This is a genomic window from Paenibacillus sp. PsM32 (genome assembly GCF_030433815.1).
GTDB classification, from domain to species: domain Bacteria; phylum Bacillota; class Bacilli; order Paenibacillales; family Paenibacillaceae; genus Saccharibacillus; species Saccharibacillus kyungheensis.
In genome coordinates, this window is sequence record NZ_JARUWY010000001.1 from 911291 (window position 1) to 926652 (window position 15362).

A 15362-nucleotide genomic window follows, 5' to 3' on the forward strand; every position below is an offset into this window, starting at 1 on the left:
AGTAAAAAAACAAGCAAAAAGACCTTATCGCTCTCGTTAAGGTCTTTTTGCTTATGAAATTGTATTTGTTGTCTAAAAAGTACATCTATTGTGACGGGTGGTGAACATTGTTTTTAGCATATTGCTTACGATTGCTCTACCGTATCTCGACGATATTGATTGGGTGACACACCGATCATTTTTTTAAAAGCTGTACTAAAATAATGCTGTGAATCATAGCCCACTTGTAGCGCAATCTCAAGAATCGATAGCTCGGTTTCTTTCAGTAGATGCACTGCTTTTTGAATCCGAACCTGTACTAATACATGGATAAAAGAATGCCCTAGCTCTCGTTTCATTAAGCGGCTCAGATAGGTTGGAGAGACTTGTAACACATCTGCCAGCTTTTCCAATGTTAATTCTGGATTATGGTAATGGTTCTGGATATAATCACGCGCCCGTCTTACCAGTGGAGATAACCTAGATTGCCCGTCTAATTGCAATTTGGCATGTCGATAAGCAGTAGTCATGACTTGGCTGTAATCTACCTCTTGTTCTAAAGATAGCAAAGGGTCATCAGGTATATCTGTATTGTTGATTTCTTCATCTATACTATTCACCGATTGCAAATGCACTTGCACATGTAGACCTATACAGTCTTTGACCGCACTCATCATTTTATCAGCCTGTTGCTCATTATCATATATAGCAGATGCAGTAGAATGATCGGGCGGACACCATGTACAAATGACTAACAACCCTGATGATTCTCTACAAATCACAAGTGGTGCTGGCTGTAAAAGCTCGGCGGCAATATTACCTATAGCGAACAACATCAATTGCTTATCTTGTTCTTTGAGCATCGGTCGTCCTTCCGCATGACCCGACCAGCGGATTAATGCTAATGTAGATGGCAAGCACACAGGTAAGTGCAAAAACTCTAATTGTTGCTTGATCTCCTCATGATGGAGTCTACCGCTTAACCAATCCAGACAAAATTGTTCTTGTAGTAAAGATGTATTTTTCTGAATCTGATCGGTTGCTAACTTTAAATACTGTTCTTGATGTAGTGTTCCATTCATTTCGGTGCGAATATGGTGCAGTACATCATACAGATGGAGCGGATCAACAGGCTTGAGAATATAATCTTTGACCCCTAATCGAATAGCTTCTTGAGCATATTTGAATTCATCATGTCCGGTAATAATCACAAATCGGCAATGCGGTCGCTCGGTACGTAATCGTTTCATTAAAGAAATACCGTCCAAAAAAGGCATATTCATATCGACCAACAAAATATCGATCTGTTGTTCCAATGCAATCTCTAAAGCTTCTTCTCCATCTTCTGCTTCTGCGGTAACGATCATCCCCAGACTATCCCAGTCGACGCAATCTCGAATTCCTTCGCGAATAATCGGCTCATCATCAGCGATTAATACGTTATATACCGCACTCATTGATATTCGTCTCCTTTACGATCTGGTTTTGCAAAAATCACTTTTTTACTACACTGAGTCGCGCTTATACTGCCAAGCGCTTAATGTAAGATATTTTGCTTTGCAAAAATCATTTTTTCATTCGTTTGGGTCGCGCTTATGGTGCCAAGCGCTTGGCATATTCCATAACAATGGTTGGGTGACCTTGATGGTTGTTCCGCCTTCTGGGCGTGGGTGAATACTTACACCGTAGCTTGTGCCGTAGGCTAGGTGGATACGGGCTTGAATATTTAGCAGACCATAGCTTCCTGTTGGTTCAGGGCCTTGTTGCCCGATCCAATCGAGCGGTTCGGCGAGTTGGTGTTGGATTTGAATCAATCGCTCTTCACTAAATCCTGCACCATCATCGCTAATGGTATACACTAATTTGTCGTCTTGTTGTTGTGCTGCAATATAGATATTACCGGGGCCTCGTCTTGCTTTGATTCCATGATAGATGGCATTTTCTACAATCGGTTGTAGTAGTAATTTCATCACATATACATTGCGGATTGCATCATCGATCTGGATATCGTATTGTAGTCGATCCCTATAACGTGTTTTCTGAATTTGCAAATAACTGACGATATGCTGTTCTTCTTCAGCCAGTGTGATCATATCACTGCCACGACTTAGCCCAATACGGAACAGTTTGGATAATGCATCCACCATACTAGACACATCGTCTGCTCCTTTTTTCTGCGCCATCCAATGAATTGTATCCAGTGTATTGTATAGAAAATGAGGGCGAATATGGGCTTGCAGACTGCGTAATTCAGCTTCTCGCTTTTGCTGTTCTTTTTGCTGATTTAGTGAGATTAGATTACGAATCTCATTCATCATTCGATTAAAGCTACGTCCCAACATCCCTACTTCATCCCGTCTATTGCTAATATAACGAGAAGTCATATCGCCTGATTCTGCTTTTTGCATCAACGAAGATAGTCGGTAGATCGGTCTAGAGATCGAATTGGCTAATCCGTATGAAGCGGTAAGCCCTGTAAAACAGACGCAAAATAGAAAAATAACGATATAAAAGCGAATCGTACGCGCTTCAGCTACTGATTCACTAAATTGGAAAACGCCCACTGTTTTCCAGCCTGTATATGACGATGTGCGATAAATAAATTGTAATTGTTGCCCTTGAATCTCTTCAGTAAATACATTCTCTGATTGCCGAAGCGAAGCGGTTAATTTGGCAGGAATACTTTGCATAAAGGTATCGGACGGTGCGTAAATAACATGCCCCGTAGGATCTGTTACCATCAGATACCCTGTTTTACCGAGTGTCACATCTTTGGCTGCTTGAGCAATCACCCGTAACTTGAGATCGATCAAAATCACACCTTTGACTTCACCTGTGGTCGGATCATTGATCGAACGCACAACCGTTACAACTTCATCTTCTCCATAATTCGCATGGCTTGTAATATTGCGACCGGATGGATGACCAATAATCGTAAAGATTCCTTTTTGCTTGATCGCCTGTTGATACCAATCTTCTTTGGTCAGACTTTGATTGTACCTTGCATACAGTTCATTACTGATATAATCGCCTTTGGTATTAACGATTAAGATGCCGGCAATCTCGGAATAAACAGTTGTAAATCCTTGCAAAAACTGCCGGATCTGATACGTTGATGTATCGGAAGCATCATTTTTGTTTAACGATTGACCGGCTAGAAATTGATCAACATTCCGGTCAAAACTGATTAAATACGTGATGCTTTGCATATTTTCCATATACGTATCTAGCGTTTGGTTGACCTTGCTAATTAATTGCATCGTATTCGCTGTCACCTGACGCTCAATAATCTGATTGGATGTCCAATTCACCATAATTCCCAGTAAAATTGCAGGCAAAATACCTACCATCAAAAACAACACAATCAATTGATGGCGCAAAGGTAAATTTTCAGGATGCCAGTAACGCCAATCTTTTTGCAAAGAGCGACGTATCCATTTATTTCGCATAATAATCAGCCACATTTTCTTGAGTTACCACAGAGATTCCTGTATCTACACGAACAGGTACAGGCGATACAATGCCACTAAGCGAACGGGCAGGAACTGTTAATCCATGATGCAAATGAAACAGATATTGGAGCGACCAATAACCCATATTCCATGTTCCTTGCGCAATCGTTGCATTGATCGTACCGGACTTGATCATATCTAATGTTTCTTTATTGGTATCAAAGCTAATAATGACAGGCTTACTTGCTCCTGTACGTCCGGATTGTTCTACTGCTCGCCCTACTCCATAGCTTCCTGTAGCTTCGGTAATAAAGATACCTTTGAGATCAGGATATTGACGCAATAATCGAGTTGTGATCTGCTCGGCTTTGACTGCATCGCCTTCATGATTTTCGACTGCTACAATATTCATCTGTGGATAACGATTTTTAATTTCTTGCTCAAATCCCTGAGTGCGTTCTTTATGATTTTGCTGATTGGTTAACGTAATAATCGCTATCTTTCCTTGATGCTTGGTTAATGTAGCCATCTGATCTGCCGCGGTCGTACCTGCATTGGTATTATCTGTTGCTAAAAAAGAATACGCTTTGCTACCAGATGCTTCGGCATCGAACATTACGACAGGAATCCCTGCATCTACTGCTTTATTAACCGATTTGACCAATGCTGGTGAATCAATCGCAGATATCGCAATACCGGCTGGCTTTTTAGCAATAATCTGATCTAGCACAAGCGCTTGCTCACGCGCATCATATTGCGTTGCCCCGCGATATTCAACCGATACATTGAGCGCTTCAGCAGCATCTTCGAATCCTTTCAGCCCGCTTTTCCAATATTCCATTCCAGACTGGAAAGTGACCATTACATAATTCTCGTCAATATTCCCCTTTAACCCCTGCTCTGTCCAAGCCGCAGATTTCTCATCTAATCGATATTGCATAATATAAATAATCAAAGCGCCGATCAAAATCATATAGATCAACAACATTTTACGCATACTTCTATATTCCCTCCAGATCATGTCACTGACCACTCTTGATATGATCTAATATAACTCAAATCAAGAGTTAAGAAAACGCTTTAATTGTAAAAGGTGGACGATGGTTGTATGCTTGAAAGCTATTCAGAAGTCGAGTATAATAATAGATATAAAGAACTTTGCATTGGGCAAAGAGCAGCCCACCTTAAAAAATAATAGCCCATGAATTTAATTTTAAAAAGGAGACATTGCTCTCCTTTTTTTTATATTTAAAATATTTTAAAGGATGATATCATTGACCAAACACTCCCCTCGATCCGATCTACAATATTTTAAACTACAACAATTGTCTTCAGCATTTACTCAAGATCATCCTGTACCTAATATGATGGATACACATCAATATAAAGGTCGGGGATATGCTATCACATTATTCCAATATAAAAGTAGAACACGAAAATTTCATTAAAAAGAACTTTATAAAATTTATTGAAAATGATATACGTGCTGTACATAATAAAGATAAAAACGTATTAAAACGTGCTCTATATTCAAAATCCACTTTACCGTATTACCATCATCAACTAGGAATTCACTTGGATATAGAACATGACTAAACAAAAAACCTGCACTCACAATGATTATGAGTACAGGTTTTTTTCTTATCTGATTTTGCATTTATCATAGTTTATCTATTTTTTGTACTTATTTATCCACGTTTTGCAAGTTGTACTGTTGCTTGAATTGCCGCTTCGATCTCACGTTTGACTGCGTTCGCTACAGTATCTGTATTCGGATCATATTCTTCTGCTAGATCAGCATCAGCATAACCATCCAAAGCTACAATTGCTCCTGCACGAATACCGCGAAGCGAAGCGATAATATACAATGCAGAGATTTCCATTTCTACAGCTAAAGCACCAGCTTGTTTATACTTTTTGTGCGGGAATTCTTCTACCCCGTTGAAAAAGACATCCAATGTAACAGTGATTCCTTTTTGCACAATGCCTTCACTTTGACGTGCTGCTTGATATAATGCTTCGGTTACTTCACTATCGGCAACCGCAGGGAATGCTTCTGGAACCAGTTGGCGAGTTAATCCATCGGTACGTACGGCTGCGGTACTGACGATTAAGCTACCTGCTGGATGATCGGCAGAATACGAACCTGCTGTACCGACACGAATAATCGTTTTGACACCTGCACGAATCAATTCTTCAAAACAAACGGCTGCTCCAGGCGAACCTACACCATGACTAACAACAGCCAATTCAATGCCATCACGTGTACCAACAAAACTACGATATTCACGGCTAAATGCTAATTCCCTTGTATTGTCTAACAATGAAGCGATATGAGCCGCACGCTTAGGATCACCGCAGACAATCGCGTATTCAGGTACATCTTCACTATTGATTTGCAAAATAGGCATTAACATTGAATTAATCAAACTCCTTTTTTGTCCATTCATCTTCCGGTATCGGCAAAGCTTCACCAGAGAAACGTTGTTCTGCAAAGGGATCGGCTTCATTATGAAAACCATTTTGTTCCCAGAATCCGGGGCGGTCTTCTTTCATAAATTCAAGCCCTGTAATCCACTTCGCACTTTTCCAAAAGTACAGATGTGGTACCACCAGACGTACAGGATATCCATGCTTGGGTGTCAGTGGCTTATGATCATAATGATACGCTAGCAATACATTGTCAGACAATAGGTCCGCCAGTGGAACATTGGTCTCGTAATCATTACCACCGTGTACCATCACATATTGTGCTTCTGGCTTCACCTGCAATACGTCTAGCAGATCACGAAAGCGTACCCCTTCCCACAGCGTATCAAATTTTGACCAGCGCGTCACACAATGGATATCGCTAGTCATCTGTACTTTAGGCAAATTCAGCAAATCTGCATATGAAAATGTCTGTTCTTGCTCAACCTCACCGAAAATCTTCAACTGCCATGTATCTGTATCTACATCAGGTACATCGCCTTCATGCAATATCGGAAACGTTTCGGTTAAAAATTGTCCTGGTGGTAAACGATCTGCCTGATCGACTCCTAGATTTTTGGATAATGGTACTTTGGCATTTTTGATCCGTTCCGCTTTATTTTTCACTAGATACCCTCCTTTTGATCAGATTAAATTCTCTCTATAGCATTTCTTTGGCTGCATTAATACATACTTCAATCTTAAATACATATTTCAGTCTTACTATTAACGTGAGCTTCCGTTAGCACGTTGAGCATCTTTAAGATAACTGCGATCTTTGAAAAAGAACATCGCCACCAGCGTCACAATATACGGTAACATCTGTGTAAATTGAGCAGGTAACGCAAAGCCTTGCAGACGAATACTAAAGGCATCCATAAAGCCAAATAGCAAGCTAGAAGCGACCACACCAATCGGATTGGATTGCCCTAACATCGTAGCAACTAGAGCGATAAATCCACGACCTGCGGTCATTCCTTCGGTGAACATCGTGACCTGTCCTAGCGATAATTGTGCTCCTGCCAGACCACATAATACTCCTGACATCAATACTGCTCCATATTGAATACGACGCACAGGAATACCCAGACTTTGAGCAGCTACAGGATTTTCACCTGCGGCACGTAAGCGGAATCCACTGACTGTTTTGAATAGATAGATTTGCATCAGAATTGCTGCAAAAAAAGCTAAATAGACAAGCGGTGAATGACCGGATACGATTCCGCCTAATACCGGAATATCTTTGATAACAGGAATATCCCATTTGGGTAAACCCATCATATTTTTATCATAATAAGCGCCTTTTACATCGAAGATCGCTCGCAGACAAAAGGTCGTTAATCCTGCCGCTAAAAAGTTCATCGAGATCCCGACAACAATTACATTTGCCCTCAAATTAATACTAATATATGCAAAGATCAGCGAGAATAACATCACACATAAAATAGCAAAAATAATCGCCAACCATACATTGCCAAGCAAGTGATTTCCTAAAATAGCAGAAAAGGCTCCGATCAATACCAGACCTTCTAACCCTACATTAAACAGTCCAACCCGGGCACAGATCGCTCCACCTAGAGCGGCGAGAAGAATAGGCGTCACAATACGCAACATGGAATTAAATAAAGACACATCGAATAACTGATCCATTATTTCTTCTCCTTTCTGCGTTTGAGGAACGCATAGCCAAATCGTGCCGATACAAATAGTGTCAACACCGCTTGAATCACACTAGCCACCTCTAGCGGTACGTTCGTATTACGTTCTACACCCATCGCCCCTGTTTGTAAGGCGGCTAGTAATATTCCTGCTACGGCTGTTCCTAACGGATTAGACGAGGCTAGCAATGTCGCCATAATACCGCTCCATCCATAATCTGCGGAAGCAAGTGCACCATCTAAATAACGATGCTGTGTACCCAATACCTCGCCAGCACCTGCAAGCCCGGCGAGTGCACCGCTTGTTAACATCGCTACCACCATCATCCGACCTCTTTTCACACCACCATAAGCCGCGAAAAAAGGATTGTTCCCCAGCATCCGAATCTCATAACCGGATACACTTTTTTGAATAAAAATGTACAAAGCAATTGCCGCAACAATCGCTAAAATAAAACCAGCATGTAGACTCATACCGGAAAATAATTTGGGTAACCAGATACTTTTATCAATCATAGGTGTCTGTGCCATAGCAGCTGAACCACTTTGATCTTTTAACGGAAAAGCAACCATATAGCCAGCAAATAGCGAAGCGATATAGTTCAATAATAATGTCGATATCAAAAGGTTAATACCGAACTTGGCATCCATATACCCTGCGAATAATGACCATAGACCACCAATCGCCATTCCTACGACTAGAGACACGATCAATACCATCCAACCCGGTCCCGGTAAATATAGAGCGGTAATTGCCGCCGCAAGTCCTCCTAATACCATCTGTCCGGTTGAACCCATATTAAAGAATCCCGCGCGGAAAGCCAGAGCGACACCTAGTCCTGTCAAAATAATCGGTGTAGCCCGTGTTAATGTATTGGTTAAAAAGTAAAAGCTTCCGAAAGCGCCATTCCACATTTCGCGGTACGTATCAATAACAGAATCGCCTAACAATATAATTGCAATTGCGCCTGCTAGCAATCCAATGATTACCGCTATAATCGGTTGTAGAAGCGCCAAAAGATTTCGTTTCAGTCTGGTCATAGTTTGCGCTTCCCTCCTGCCATCAATAGACTAATCTGTTCTTCGGTCGCTTCTGCCGCAGATAATTCTCCTGCAATGGCACCTTCATACATGACCAGAATCCGATCGGATAATGTAAGAATTTCTGTTAACTCGGAAGAGACTAGCAAAATGCCATCTCCTGCTTTGCATTTAGCAAGCAGTTCACCATGAATCGTCTCCATAGCCCCTACATCGACACCACGTGTAGGCTCAGCTGCAATCAGAAATGGTTTATTTTGAGCAAATTCACGAGCTGCAATTAATTTCTGTAAATTACCACCGGATAGGAATTGTGCTTGCGTATCCAGTGATCCTGTTTTGATTGAAAAGCGCTGTACCCATCCATCTACAACTTTGCGAAGTTTGTGGCGCTGAATTAGACCACCTTTTTTGTATTGGTGTTGATGCCCCATCAGTCCATTATCCAGCACAGTTGCTTCACGCGAAGCTCCCCACATATAGCGATCTTCTGGAATATGTGCCATTCCTTGTTCACGAATTGCACGTACAGACTCTCCAGTTACATCTTTGCCGTTCAGTTCGACAATGCCACTGTCTGGTTGTACAAGCCCTGATATCACCTGTAGTAATTCAGATTGGCCATTGCCTGAAATGCCTGCAATCCCGACAATCTCACCCTGACGTACCGTTAATGTAATATTGTCCAATAACGGCTTGGCGCCTTTAGCTCCTGCAAGTGTTACATTTTGCACATGCATAACAGAGGCTCCCGGTTCATTGGCAACACGACTCATCGGAATCAGATCACGTCCTACCATCAGACGAGAAATTTGCTCTTCATCAGTTGTATTGGATTCCATATGTCCGGTGACTACACCATCTCGTAATACCGTAATTCGATCTGCCGCTTCCATCACTTCGTGTAGCTTATGTGTAATTAAAATAAAGCTTTTGCCCTGCGCTGCTAGACGTTTGATCGATTGTAACAATTCTTTGACTTCACTAGGCGTTAGCACACCTGTAGGCTCATCCAGAATAATCACATCTGCTCCTTGATACAACACTTTCAAAATCTCGGTTCGCTGCTGAATACCTAGCGGACAATCGCCTGCTTTGCGCCACGGATCGACAGGCATTCCATACATTTGCCCTAGTTCGTTCACTTTATCTGCCGCCGCTTTGCGATCAAATAATCCACTTCGCTTTGGCTCTCCACCGATTACGATATTTTCAGCCAGTGTAAAGCTTGGAAATAACATAAAATGTTGATGCACCATGCCAATGCCTTGACGAATGGCTTCGGATGGATCGTGAAAATGAACTTCTTTTCCATTGATCGTAATGCTACCGGAAGTCGGTTCTTCCATGCCATATAACATGCGCATTAAGGTCGTTTTACCTGCACCATTTTCACCGACTAAAGCATGAATTTCACCTTTACGCACATCAAAATTGATATTATGATTCGCCGTAAAATCTCCATACTTTTTGGTTATATTTTTCATTTCTAATAACAACGTCATCGGTATAAACCTCCATTCCAGATTACAATGTACATCAGATAACAACAAAACCGGCTGCTCGGTATAGCAGCCGGTTGATCAACTTGCCGTGCTTATCAATTGTATGTCTTATTTTTGTTCTAACGGGTTTTTGACAACGATTTTGCCAGCGATAATATCGTCACTGATTTTTTTCACTTTATTCACAACTTCTTCTCCGATAAATGGACTAAGCTTCGATGTGCTGTCTGTTGTTACGAAAGTAAGACCTACACCTTTTTCTTTCAATCCATATGCTGTCGTACCGAATTTGAAGTTACCATCTACAAAGTCTTTTACAGTCTCATAAGCAACTGCATCTGTACCTTTTAATTGAGACAATACAACATGATCTGGATCTTCTACAGTGCGATCTGTATCTTGACCAGATGTGTACAAGTTTTTCTCTTTCGCTGCTTCAAATACACCTAGATCACTTGTTGCTGATGCTCCTGCGACAAAGTCAGCACCTTGACCGTATTGTACCAATGCTAATTCTTTCGCTTTAGCTGGATCGTTAAAGCTACCTACATAACCAATCAAAAATTTCGCTTTAGGGTTCACAGATGCTAATCCTTCTTTGAAGCCTTCACTGTATTTTTTAAGCAAAGGTACATCTTGTGCCGCTACCATACCAACAACATTGGTTTTGGTCGCTAGTCCTGCTGCTGCTCCTAATAAATAAGAAGCTTCATATTCACGGAAACCTACACTACGTACGTTAGGAAGATCAACCGTTGTATCAATAATGGCAAATGATTTGTCTGGATTTTCTTCTGCAACTTGCTTCAACACATCTTCAGCTTGGAACGTTGCAGTAATAATCAGATCATAATCTTCGGCTACTGTTGCACGCATATTTTGTTCAAATGCTGTCGGGTCAGAAGATTGGATTGTTTTTGTCTCTACACCAAACTCTTTACCTGCTTTTTGGAAACCTTCGTCCATTTGTACGAAGAACTGATTAACCCCTATTTCTTCTGGAAGAACAAGAGCCATTTTTAACTTTTTACCTGTGCCTTCAGCACTGCTACCATTGGATGCTGATTGTTCGGAATTAGACCCACCAGAACTACATGCTGCTAATAATGCGAACACCATAACCATAGTAATTACGAACATTAAACGCTTCTTCATTCTTTTTTATTCCCCATTCCATCCAAATTTAACGTATGTTTTCACTAATCCTAAGAAATTTGTCGCCTTTTGTCAAACCTTTTTTAGGTAATATGACGAATAAACGATCATTTTATAACAAATTGCTCTTTTATTGCGTCAAATGCGTGCTTAAACTTTTATATTACTTTAATATGGTTAACACCTTTATACAAGGCTTTTTGCTTGTTATTCACTTAAAATCCAATCGAAAAAAAGTCCTGAATATTATCATTCAGGACTTTACGTTATACATTGTAAGCGATTGGACTTGGCAAAAATTATAGTTTTATTAAATGAAGTCGCGCTTTTCCTACCAAGTATAGATACTATAGATTACTAATTATTTGGGTACCCAACCATCGTCTCCTGCCAAAATATGTTCGACAGTATAATCTTCTGCTTCTGTACTATCTAATAAGTAACTCCATGATACTCGATCTTTAATAGAAGCACTTGCACCCTCATTATTATACTCTTGATATACAACCGTAGATTCTGCTTCAGGCTTATTCCAGTTATCCCAACCTGTAGGATGAATATGAGCTCCCATATGACATCTGATCCATGCCACTTTAGCATAATTACGCCACGGTCTACCTAAATAAAAGCTATGTGGTGGTGCATCACCGGTTAACTGGCAATCCAAAAATACATATCCGTATTGCACATCTTCTGGTGTCGAAGCCGCTGTTAACCAGCCATGTATCACTGGTTCATGACTACCCTCCGCACCTATAGATAAGGTAGACAGACTTTCACGCTTTCTAGCAAAAATCTCGCACTCATCAAATACAGCAGTCGCCGAGCCGAAAATAAAATCAATATTTCCTTCTATATAACAGTGCTTATAATATTGCCGTTGATAATGGCGAGGTACACCTTCACGCGGGCCACCAAATGTACTACGATCGATTGGCTGAGGTGGTAATGGACCTGTGAATAATGTATCTTGCTGTCCAATAAACCGACAGTTATAAAAACCAGCTCGATCACTATCCACATACATCGCCAAAGCTTGCCCTACTTGTTCGCCTGCACCTGCGCTGTTGATAAAAGATAGATGTTCTGCTCTAAAATCATCACTACCTACAAATACAGTATAGGAATAAAAAGTATGATAGAGCGATCCGTCAGGAAATGTTTTGCGTGCATAATCATCATACACAATAACAGTGGGTTGATCAGGATCACCGATCAAATGAACAAACGGCTTTTCAATATGAAGCTTTTCGTAATACGTTCCAGCCTGAATATATATAACAGTAGGATATTCACGATGATGTGGTATCTCATCAATAGCACGCTGGATGCTAGTGTAGTCACCGCTCCCATCCAAAGCAACGGTTACTTCCAATAATGAAGCTGGAATATCCCGCACAGTTCACCCTCCTCACTTATGTAGCTTTGTATGAAGCAACTGATTGACGATGATATAACTGTGGCTGGATAATTACAGGATATTGAACCTCTTCTCCTCGAATTAAAGCCACAATCAATTCAGCCGCTTGAATAGCTAGCTCATCTAATGGTGGTCCAATCGTAGTCAACGCTACTTCTGCATATTGCATATCAGGAAGATCATCATAACCAATTAACGAAATATCCGATGGTACTTTATAACCCGCCTCCAGCAAAGCACGCAGAGCACCACGTGTGACCATATTGTTCAATCCGATAAAAGCTGTCGGTGATGTGGAAGTCCACTCATAATTTCGAATCGCAAAATACCCATCTTCCCACGAAGAGTATGCCGGTAATATATAATCTTCATTCCATTTCAATCCTGTACGTTGTAATGCTTCACGATAGCCTTCTAGCTTGATCGGTTGAGAATTACCGATAAATCCAATCTCTGTATGTCCATTGTTTTTAAGATGTTCTACCGCTTTGTAAATACCTTCTTTACGGTCAATTTTGATATATGGAGAATTAGGTGAATCATCGGTTCCTAGTACAAAACAAGGGATTTGAATATTGGCAAATCGTTGCCAGAATGCTGCTCGATCGGTCATTTCATAATCCCAAAAAATACATCCGTCTACTCGTAAATGATCTAATACATCCATACCTTCATCAGCCACTACCAGAATCATTTGATACCCTAATTTTTTTAATTCTGCATGAAGATTACCGGATATGTTGGCAAATAACGGATTATTCAGTTCATCCAATACAAATCCGATTATATTACTTCTGCCTGAAGATAACTGTTGTGCCATAATATTTTTGCGATAATGATGCTTTTCCGCTACAGCCAGTACTTTCTCACGTGTCGTGTGTTTGATACGTGGATCATGATTTAATGCTTTGGACACAGTGCTATAGCTAACTCCTGCTAGCTTAGCGATGTCTTTAATAGTAATCATATAACACCTTCTTTTTCGTAAACGATCAGGAGCAGATGGGCAATACTTTGTTCTTCTTCTATTATATAGGTTGAATGAAATATTTCCCAAATCTCTACCCTATAAATAAGATTACATTATTTTTTCTGAGCTGCTAGATAGCGATCGTACTGAGCTTGTTTGTTAGCAATAACTTGATCAATATTCATACTTTTGAGAGTACTAAGATAACTATCGAATTGATCTAATCCCAGACTACCACTCACAAATTTGAAATTCATTTCTTCTACATACGTAGTAATATCAGGCATCGCCATACTATCTGTACTCGCTTCTTCTGGAAGAGCATATACAAACGGAAAAGGAGCATGGATATACGGTTCTAATTTTTTATCTAATTGCGAATGCCATGCAGGAACTAATGCGTCAGCAGATTCGGCTGATTGAATATTAGGTAGATTCACAGGCCCAATCCCTAGCTTTTGGATATAATCATTATCTCGACCTTTAGCTGTAAACTGTTTTTTGCCATCTTTGTCGGTATACGTATCATCTTTGATACCCCAAGTGTAATACGTCTGTGCTTCTTCGCTAACAGCATAGTCTAGAAATTTAAAAGCTAATGCAGGATTTTTACTATCTCTTGAAATTCCAAAAATTCCACTAACAGGCGTACGCCCAATATAAAATTGATCTCCATTCGGCCCTTTGAGTGGTAAAATTCCTTTGAATATAGGTTCTTTTGGATTGTAATCTTTAAATAATGGACTATAGACCATCGACATATACCAGCTAAAATTAAACGTCGCTCCAGTTACATTTTGTGAAATTCTTGAAGTCACCTGATCGCTGGTCGTACTTGCATAATCGACACCTAATAATCCTTCTTTGTATAGACTGTTCAGGTAAGTTAAGTATTGCTTGTAAGCAGGTTCATTATAACTAAAATGCACTTTTCCTTGATCATCTGCATAAAATTGATTCGACAAATCTAATCCAAATACAGGGCCAAATGCCATTTCTAAAAACTTGGGTTCCATCGACATTGGAATCTCGTCTGCTTTGCCATTTTGATTCGGATCTTTTGTTTTGAATTGACGTAACATCTCTGTAAATTCATCCAGAGTTGTCGGTTCTTGCAGACCTAGAGTTTTTAGCCAACGTTCATTAACCATAAATACAGGCATATAATTTTTGGTAAGTGTCTGTTGAGGTACATAATACATTTTACCATTAGGCGTAGTTAGACTGGCTTTGACATCAGGAGATTGCTCATAGATTGTTTTCAAATTCACTCCGTATTTTTCGTACAGTTCATCGATCGGGATCACAATACCACTATTGATATATTTCATTAATTGATCTTGATCAGGCATATAAATAATGTCTGGTAAGTCTACTCCTGCGGCGAGTCTTGGATTAACAGCATCAGCATAGTTTTGAGGCGGAATCAGATCCCAATTCACTTTAATACCGGCATTATCTGTAATTTGCTGTACGATCTTAGCATGAGCCAAATCCACATTGGTTGTCCAGGCATTCGTCGCAAGTACAGACAATTCGGCATCTTTGATCGCTGTTACAGGTCCTTTCCCTGTATATGTAAAATTCGGCTCTGCTTCGACCGCTGCACTTGTCTGTGATCCATTGCTTCCACTGTTACAACCTGCTAGACTTGCTGCTAACATTGTGACCAATACCAGTTTGCTTACTTTTTTGGCTTTCATCCTGCTTGCC

General features: G+C 40.4%; 12 protein-coding genes. All 12 read right to left on the reverse strand.

Translation table 11 applies throughout. The annotated features are described in order from the left end of the window. Positions 1-125: 125 nt before the first annotated feature. Positions 126-1436 (reverse strand): response regulator transcription factor, encoded by a 1311-nt coding sequence (locus tag QCD85_RS04180; RefSeq protein WP_301261717.1) that lies wholly within the window; start codon positions 1434-1436, stop codon positions 126-128. 117 nt (positions 1437-1553) lie between these two features. Beyond that, complete coding sequence (locus tag QCD85_RS04185; protein ID WP_301261718.1) at positions 1554-3428, reverse strand: cache domain-containing sensor histidine kinase; 1875 nt, start codon at positions 3426-3428, stop codon at positions 1554-1556. Further along, on the reverse strand, positions 3418-4428 hold the full coding sequence (locus tag QCD85_RS04190; RefSeq protein ID WP_273615169.1) for a substrate-binding domain-containing protein: 1011 nt from the start codon (positions 4426-4428) through the stop codon (positions 3418-3420). Before QCD85_RS04190 ends, QCD85_RS04185 begins: the two co-directional genes overlap by 11 nt. Before the next feature lie 691 nt (positions 4429-5119). Further along, positions 5120-5848 carry a nucleoside phosphorylase gene (locus tag QCD85_RS04195; RefSeq protein WP_273615166.1) on the reverse strand — a complete coding sequence of 243 codons (729 nt, stop codon included), beginning with the start codon at positions 5846-5848 and terminating at the stop codon, positions 5120-5122. Positions 5849-5852: 4 nt separating this feature from the next. Next, a complete protein-coding gene (locus QCD85_RS04200; protein ID WP_274170739.1) occupies positions 5853-6527 on the reverse strand; it encodes a sulfite oxidase-like oxidoreductase in 675 nt (224 codons plus the stop codon). A 99-nt stretch (positions 6528-6626) separates the two neighbouring features. Beyond that, entirely contained in the window at positions 6627-7550 is a 924-nt protein-coding gene (locus tag QCD85_RS04205; protein ID WP_204825357.1) for an ABC transporter permease, read from the reverse strand. Then, positions 7550-8599, reverse strand: a complete 1050-nt coding sequence (locus QCD85_RS04210; protein ID WP_273615163.1) for an ABC transporter permease — start codon at positions 8597-8599, stop codon at positions 7550-7552. The genes QCD85_RS04205 and QCD85_RS04210 overlap by 1 nt, the downstream gene beginning before the upstream one ends. Further along, the gene (locus QCD85_RS04215) at positions 8596-10104 is read right to left on the reverse strand and encodes an ABC transporter ATP-binding protein (RefSeq protein ID WP_273615162.1); all 1509 of its coding nucleotides are present in this window, start codon (positions 10102-10104) and stop codon (positions 8596-8598) included. Before QCD85_RS04215 ends, QCD85_RS04210 begins: the two co-directional genes overlap by 4 nt. A 108-nt stretch (positions 10105-10212) precedes the next feature. Continuing rightward, entirely contained in the window at positions 10213-11259 is a 1047-nt protein-coding gene (locus QCD85_RS04220) for a BMP family lipoprotein (protein WP_274170740.1), read from the reverse strand. A 361-nt stretch (positions 11260-11620) separates the two neighbouring features. Further along, positions 11621-12658: a pectinesterase family protein gene (locus QCD85_RS04225; protein WP_301261719.1), complete on the reverse strand. Its 1038-nt coding sequence runs from the start codon at positions 12656-12658 to the stop codon at positions 11621-11623. A 16-nt stretch (positions 12659-12674) separates the two neighbouring features. Beyond that, complete coding sequence (locus QCD85_RS04230) at positions 12675-13646, reverse strand: LacI family DNA-binding transcriptional regulator (protein WP_301261720.1); 972 nt, start codon at positions 13644-13646, stop codon at positions 12675-12677. 116 nt (positions 13647-13762) lie between these two features. Beyond that, positions 13763-15352 carry an extracellular solute-binding protein gene (locus QCD85_RS04235; RefSeq protein WP_301261721.1) on the reverse strand — a complete coding sequence of 530 codons (1590 nt, stop codon included), beginning with the start codon at positions 15350-15352 and terminating at the stop codon, positions 13763-13765. Between the last annotated feature and the right edge of the window lie 10 nt (positions 15353-15362).

Coding starts and splice junctions, on each gene's coding strand:
- QCD85_RS04180 (WP_301261717.1), bottom strand. CDS start 1,436: ATGAGTGCGGTATATAACGTATTAATCGCTGATGATGAGCCGATTATT.
- QCD85_RS04185 (WP_301261718.1), bottom strand. CDS start 3,428: ATGCGAAATAAATGGATACGTCGCTCTTTGCAAAAAGATTGGCGTTAC.
- QCD85_RS04190 (WP_273615169.1), bottom strand. CDS start 4,428: ATGCGTAAAATGTTGTTGATCTATATGATTTTGATCGGCGCTTTGATT.
- QCD85_RS04195 (WP_273615166.1), bottom strand. CDS start 5,848: ATGTTAATGCCTATTTTGCAAATCAATAGTGAAGATGTACCTGAATAC.
- QCD85_RS04205 (WP_204825357.1), bottom strand. CDS start 7,550: ATGGATCAGTTATTCGATGTGTCTTTATTTAATTCCATGTTGCGTATT.
- QCD85_RS04210 (WP_273615163.1), bottom strand. CDS start 8,599: ATGACCAGACTGAAACGAAATCTTTTGGCGCTTCTACAACCGATTATA.
- QCD85_RS04215 (WP_273615162.1), bottom strand. CDS start 10,104: ATGACGTTGTTATTAGAAATGAAAAATATAACCAAAAAGTATGGAGAT.
- QCD85_RS04220 (WP_274170740.1), bottom strand. CDS start 11,259: ATGAAGAAGCGTTTAATGTTCGTAATTACTATGGTTATGGTGTTCGCA.
- QCD85_RS04230 (WP_301261720.1), bottom strand. CDS start 13,646: ATGATTACTATTAAAGACATCGCTAAGCTAGCAGGAGTTAGCTATAGC.
- QCD85_RS04235 (WP_301261721.1), bottom strand. CDS start 15,352: ATGAAAGCCAAAAAAGTAAGCAAACTGGTATTGGTCACAATGTTAGCA.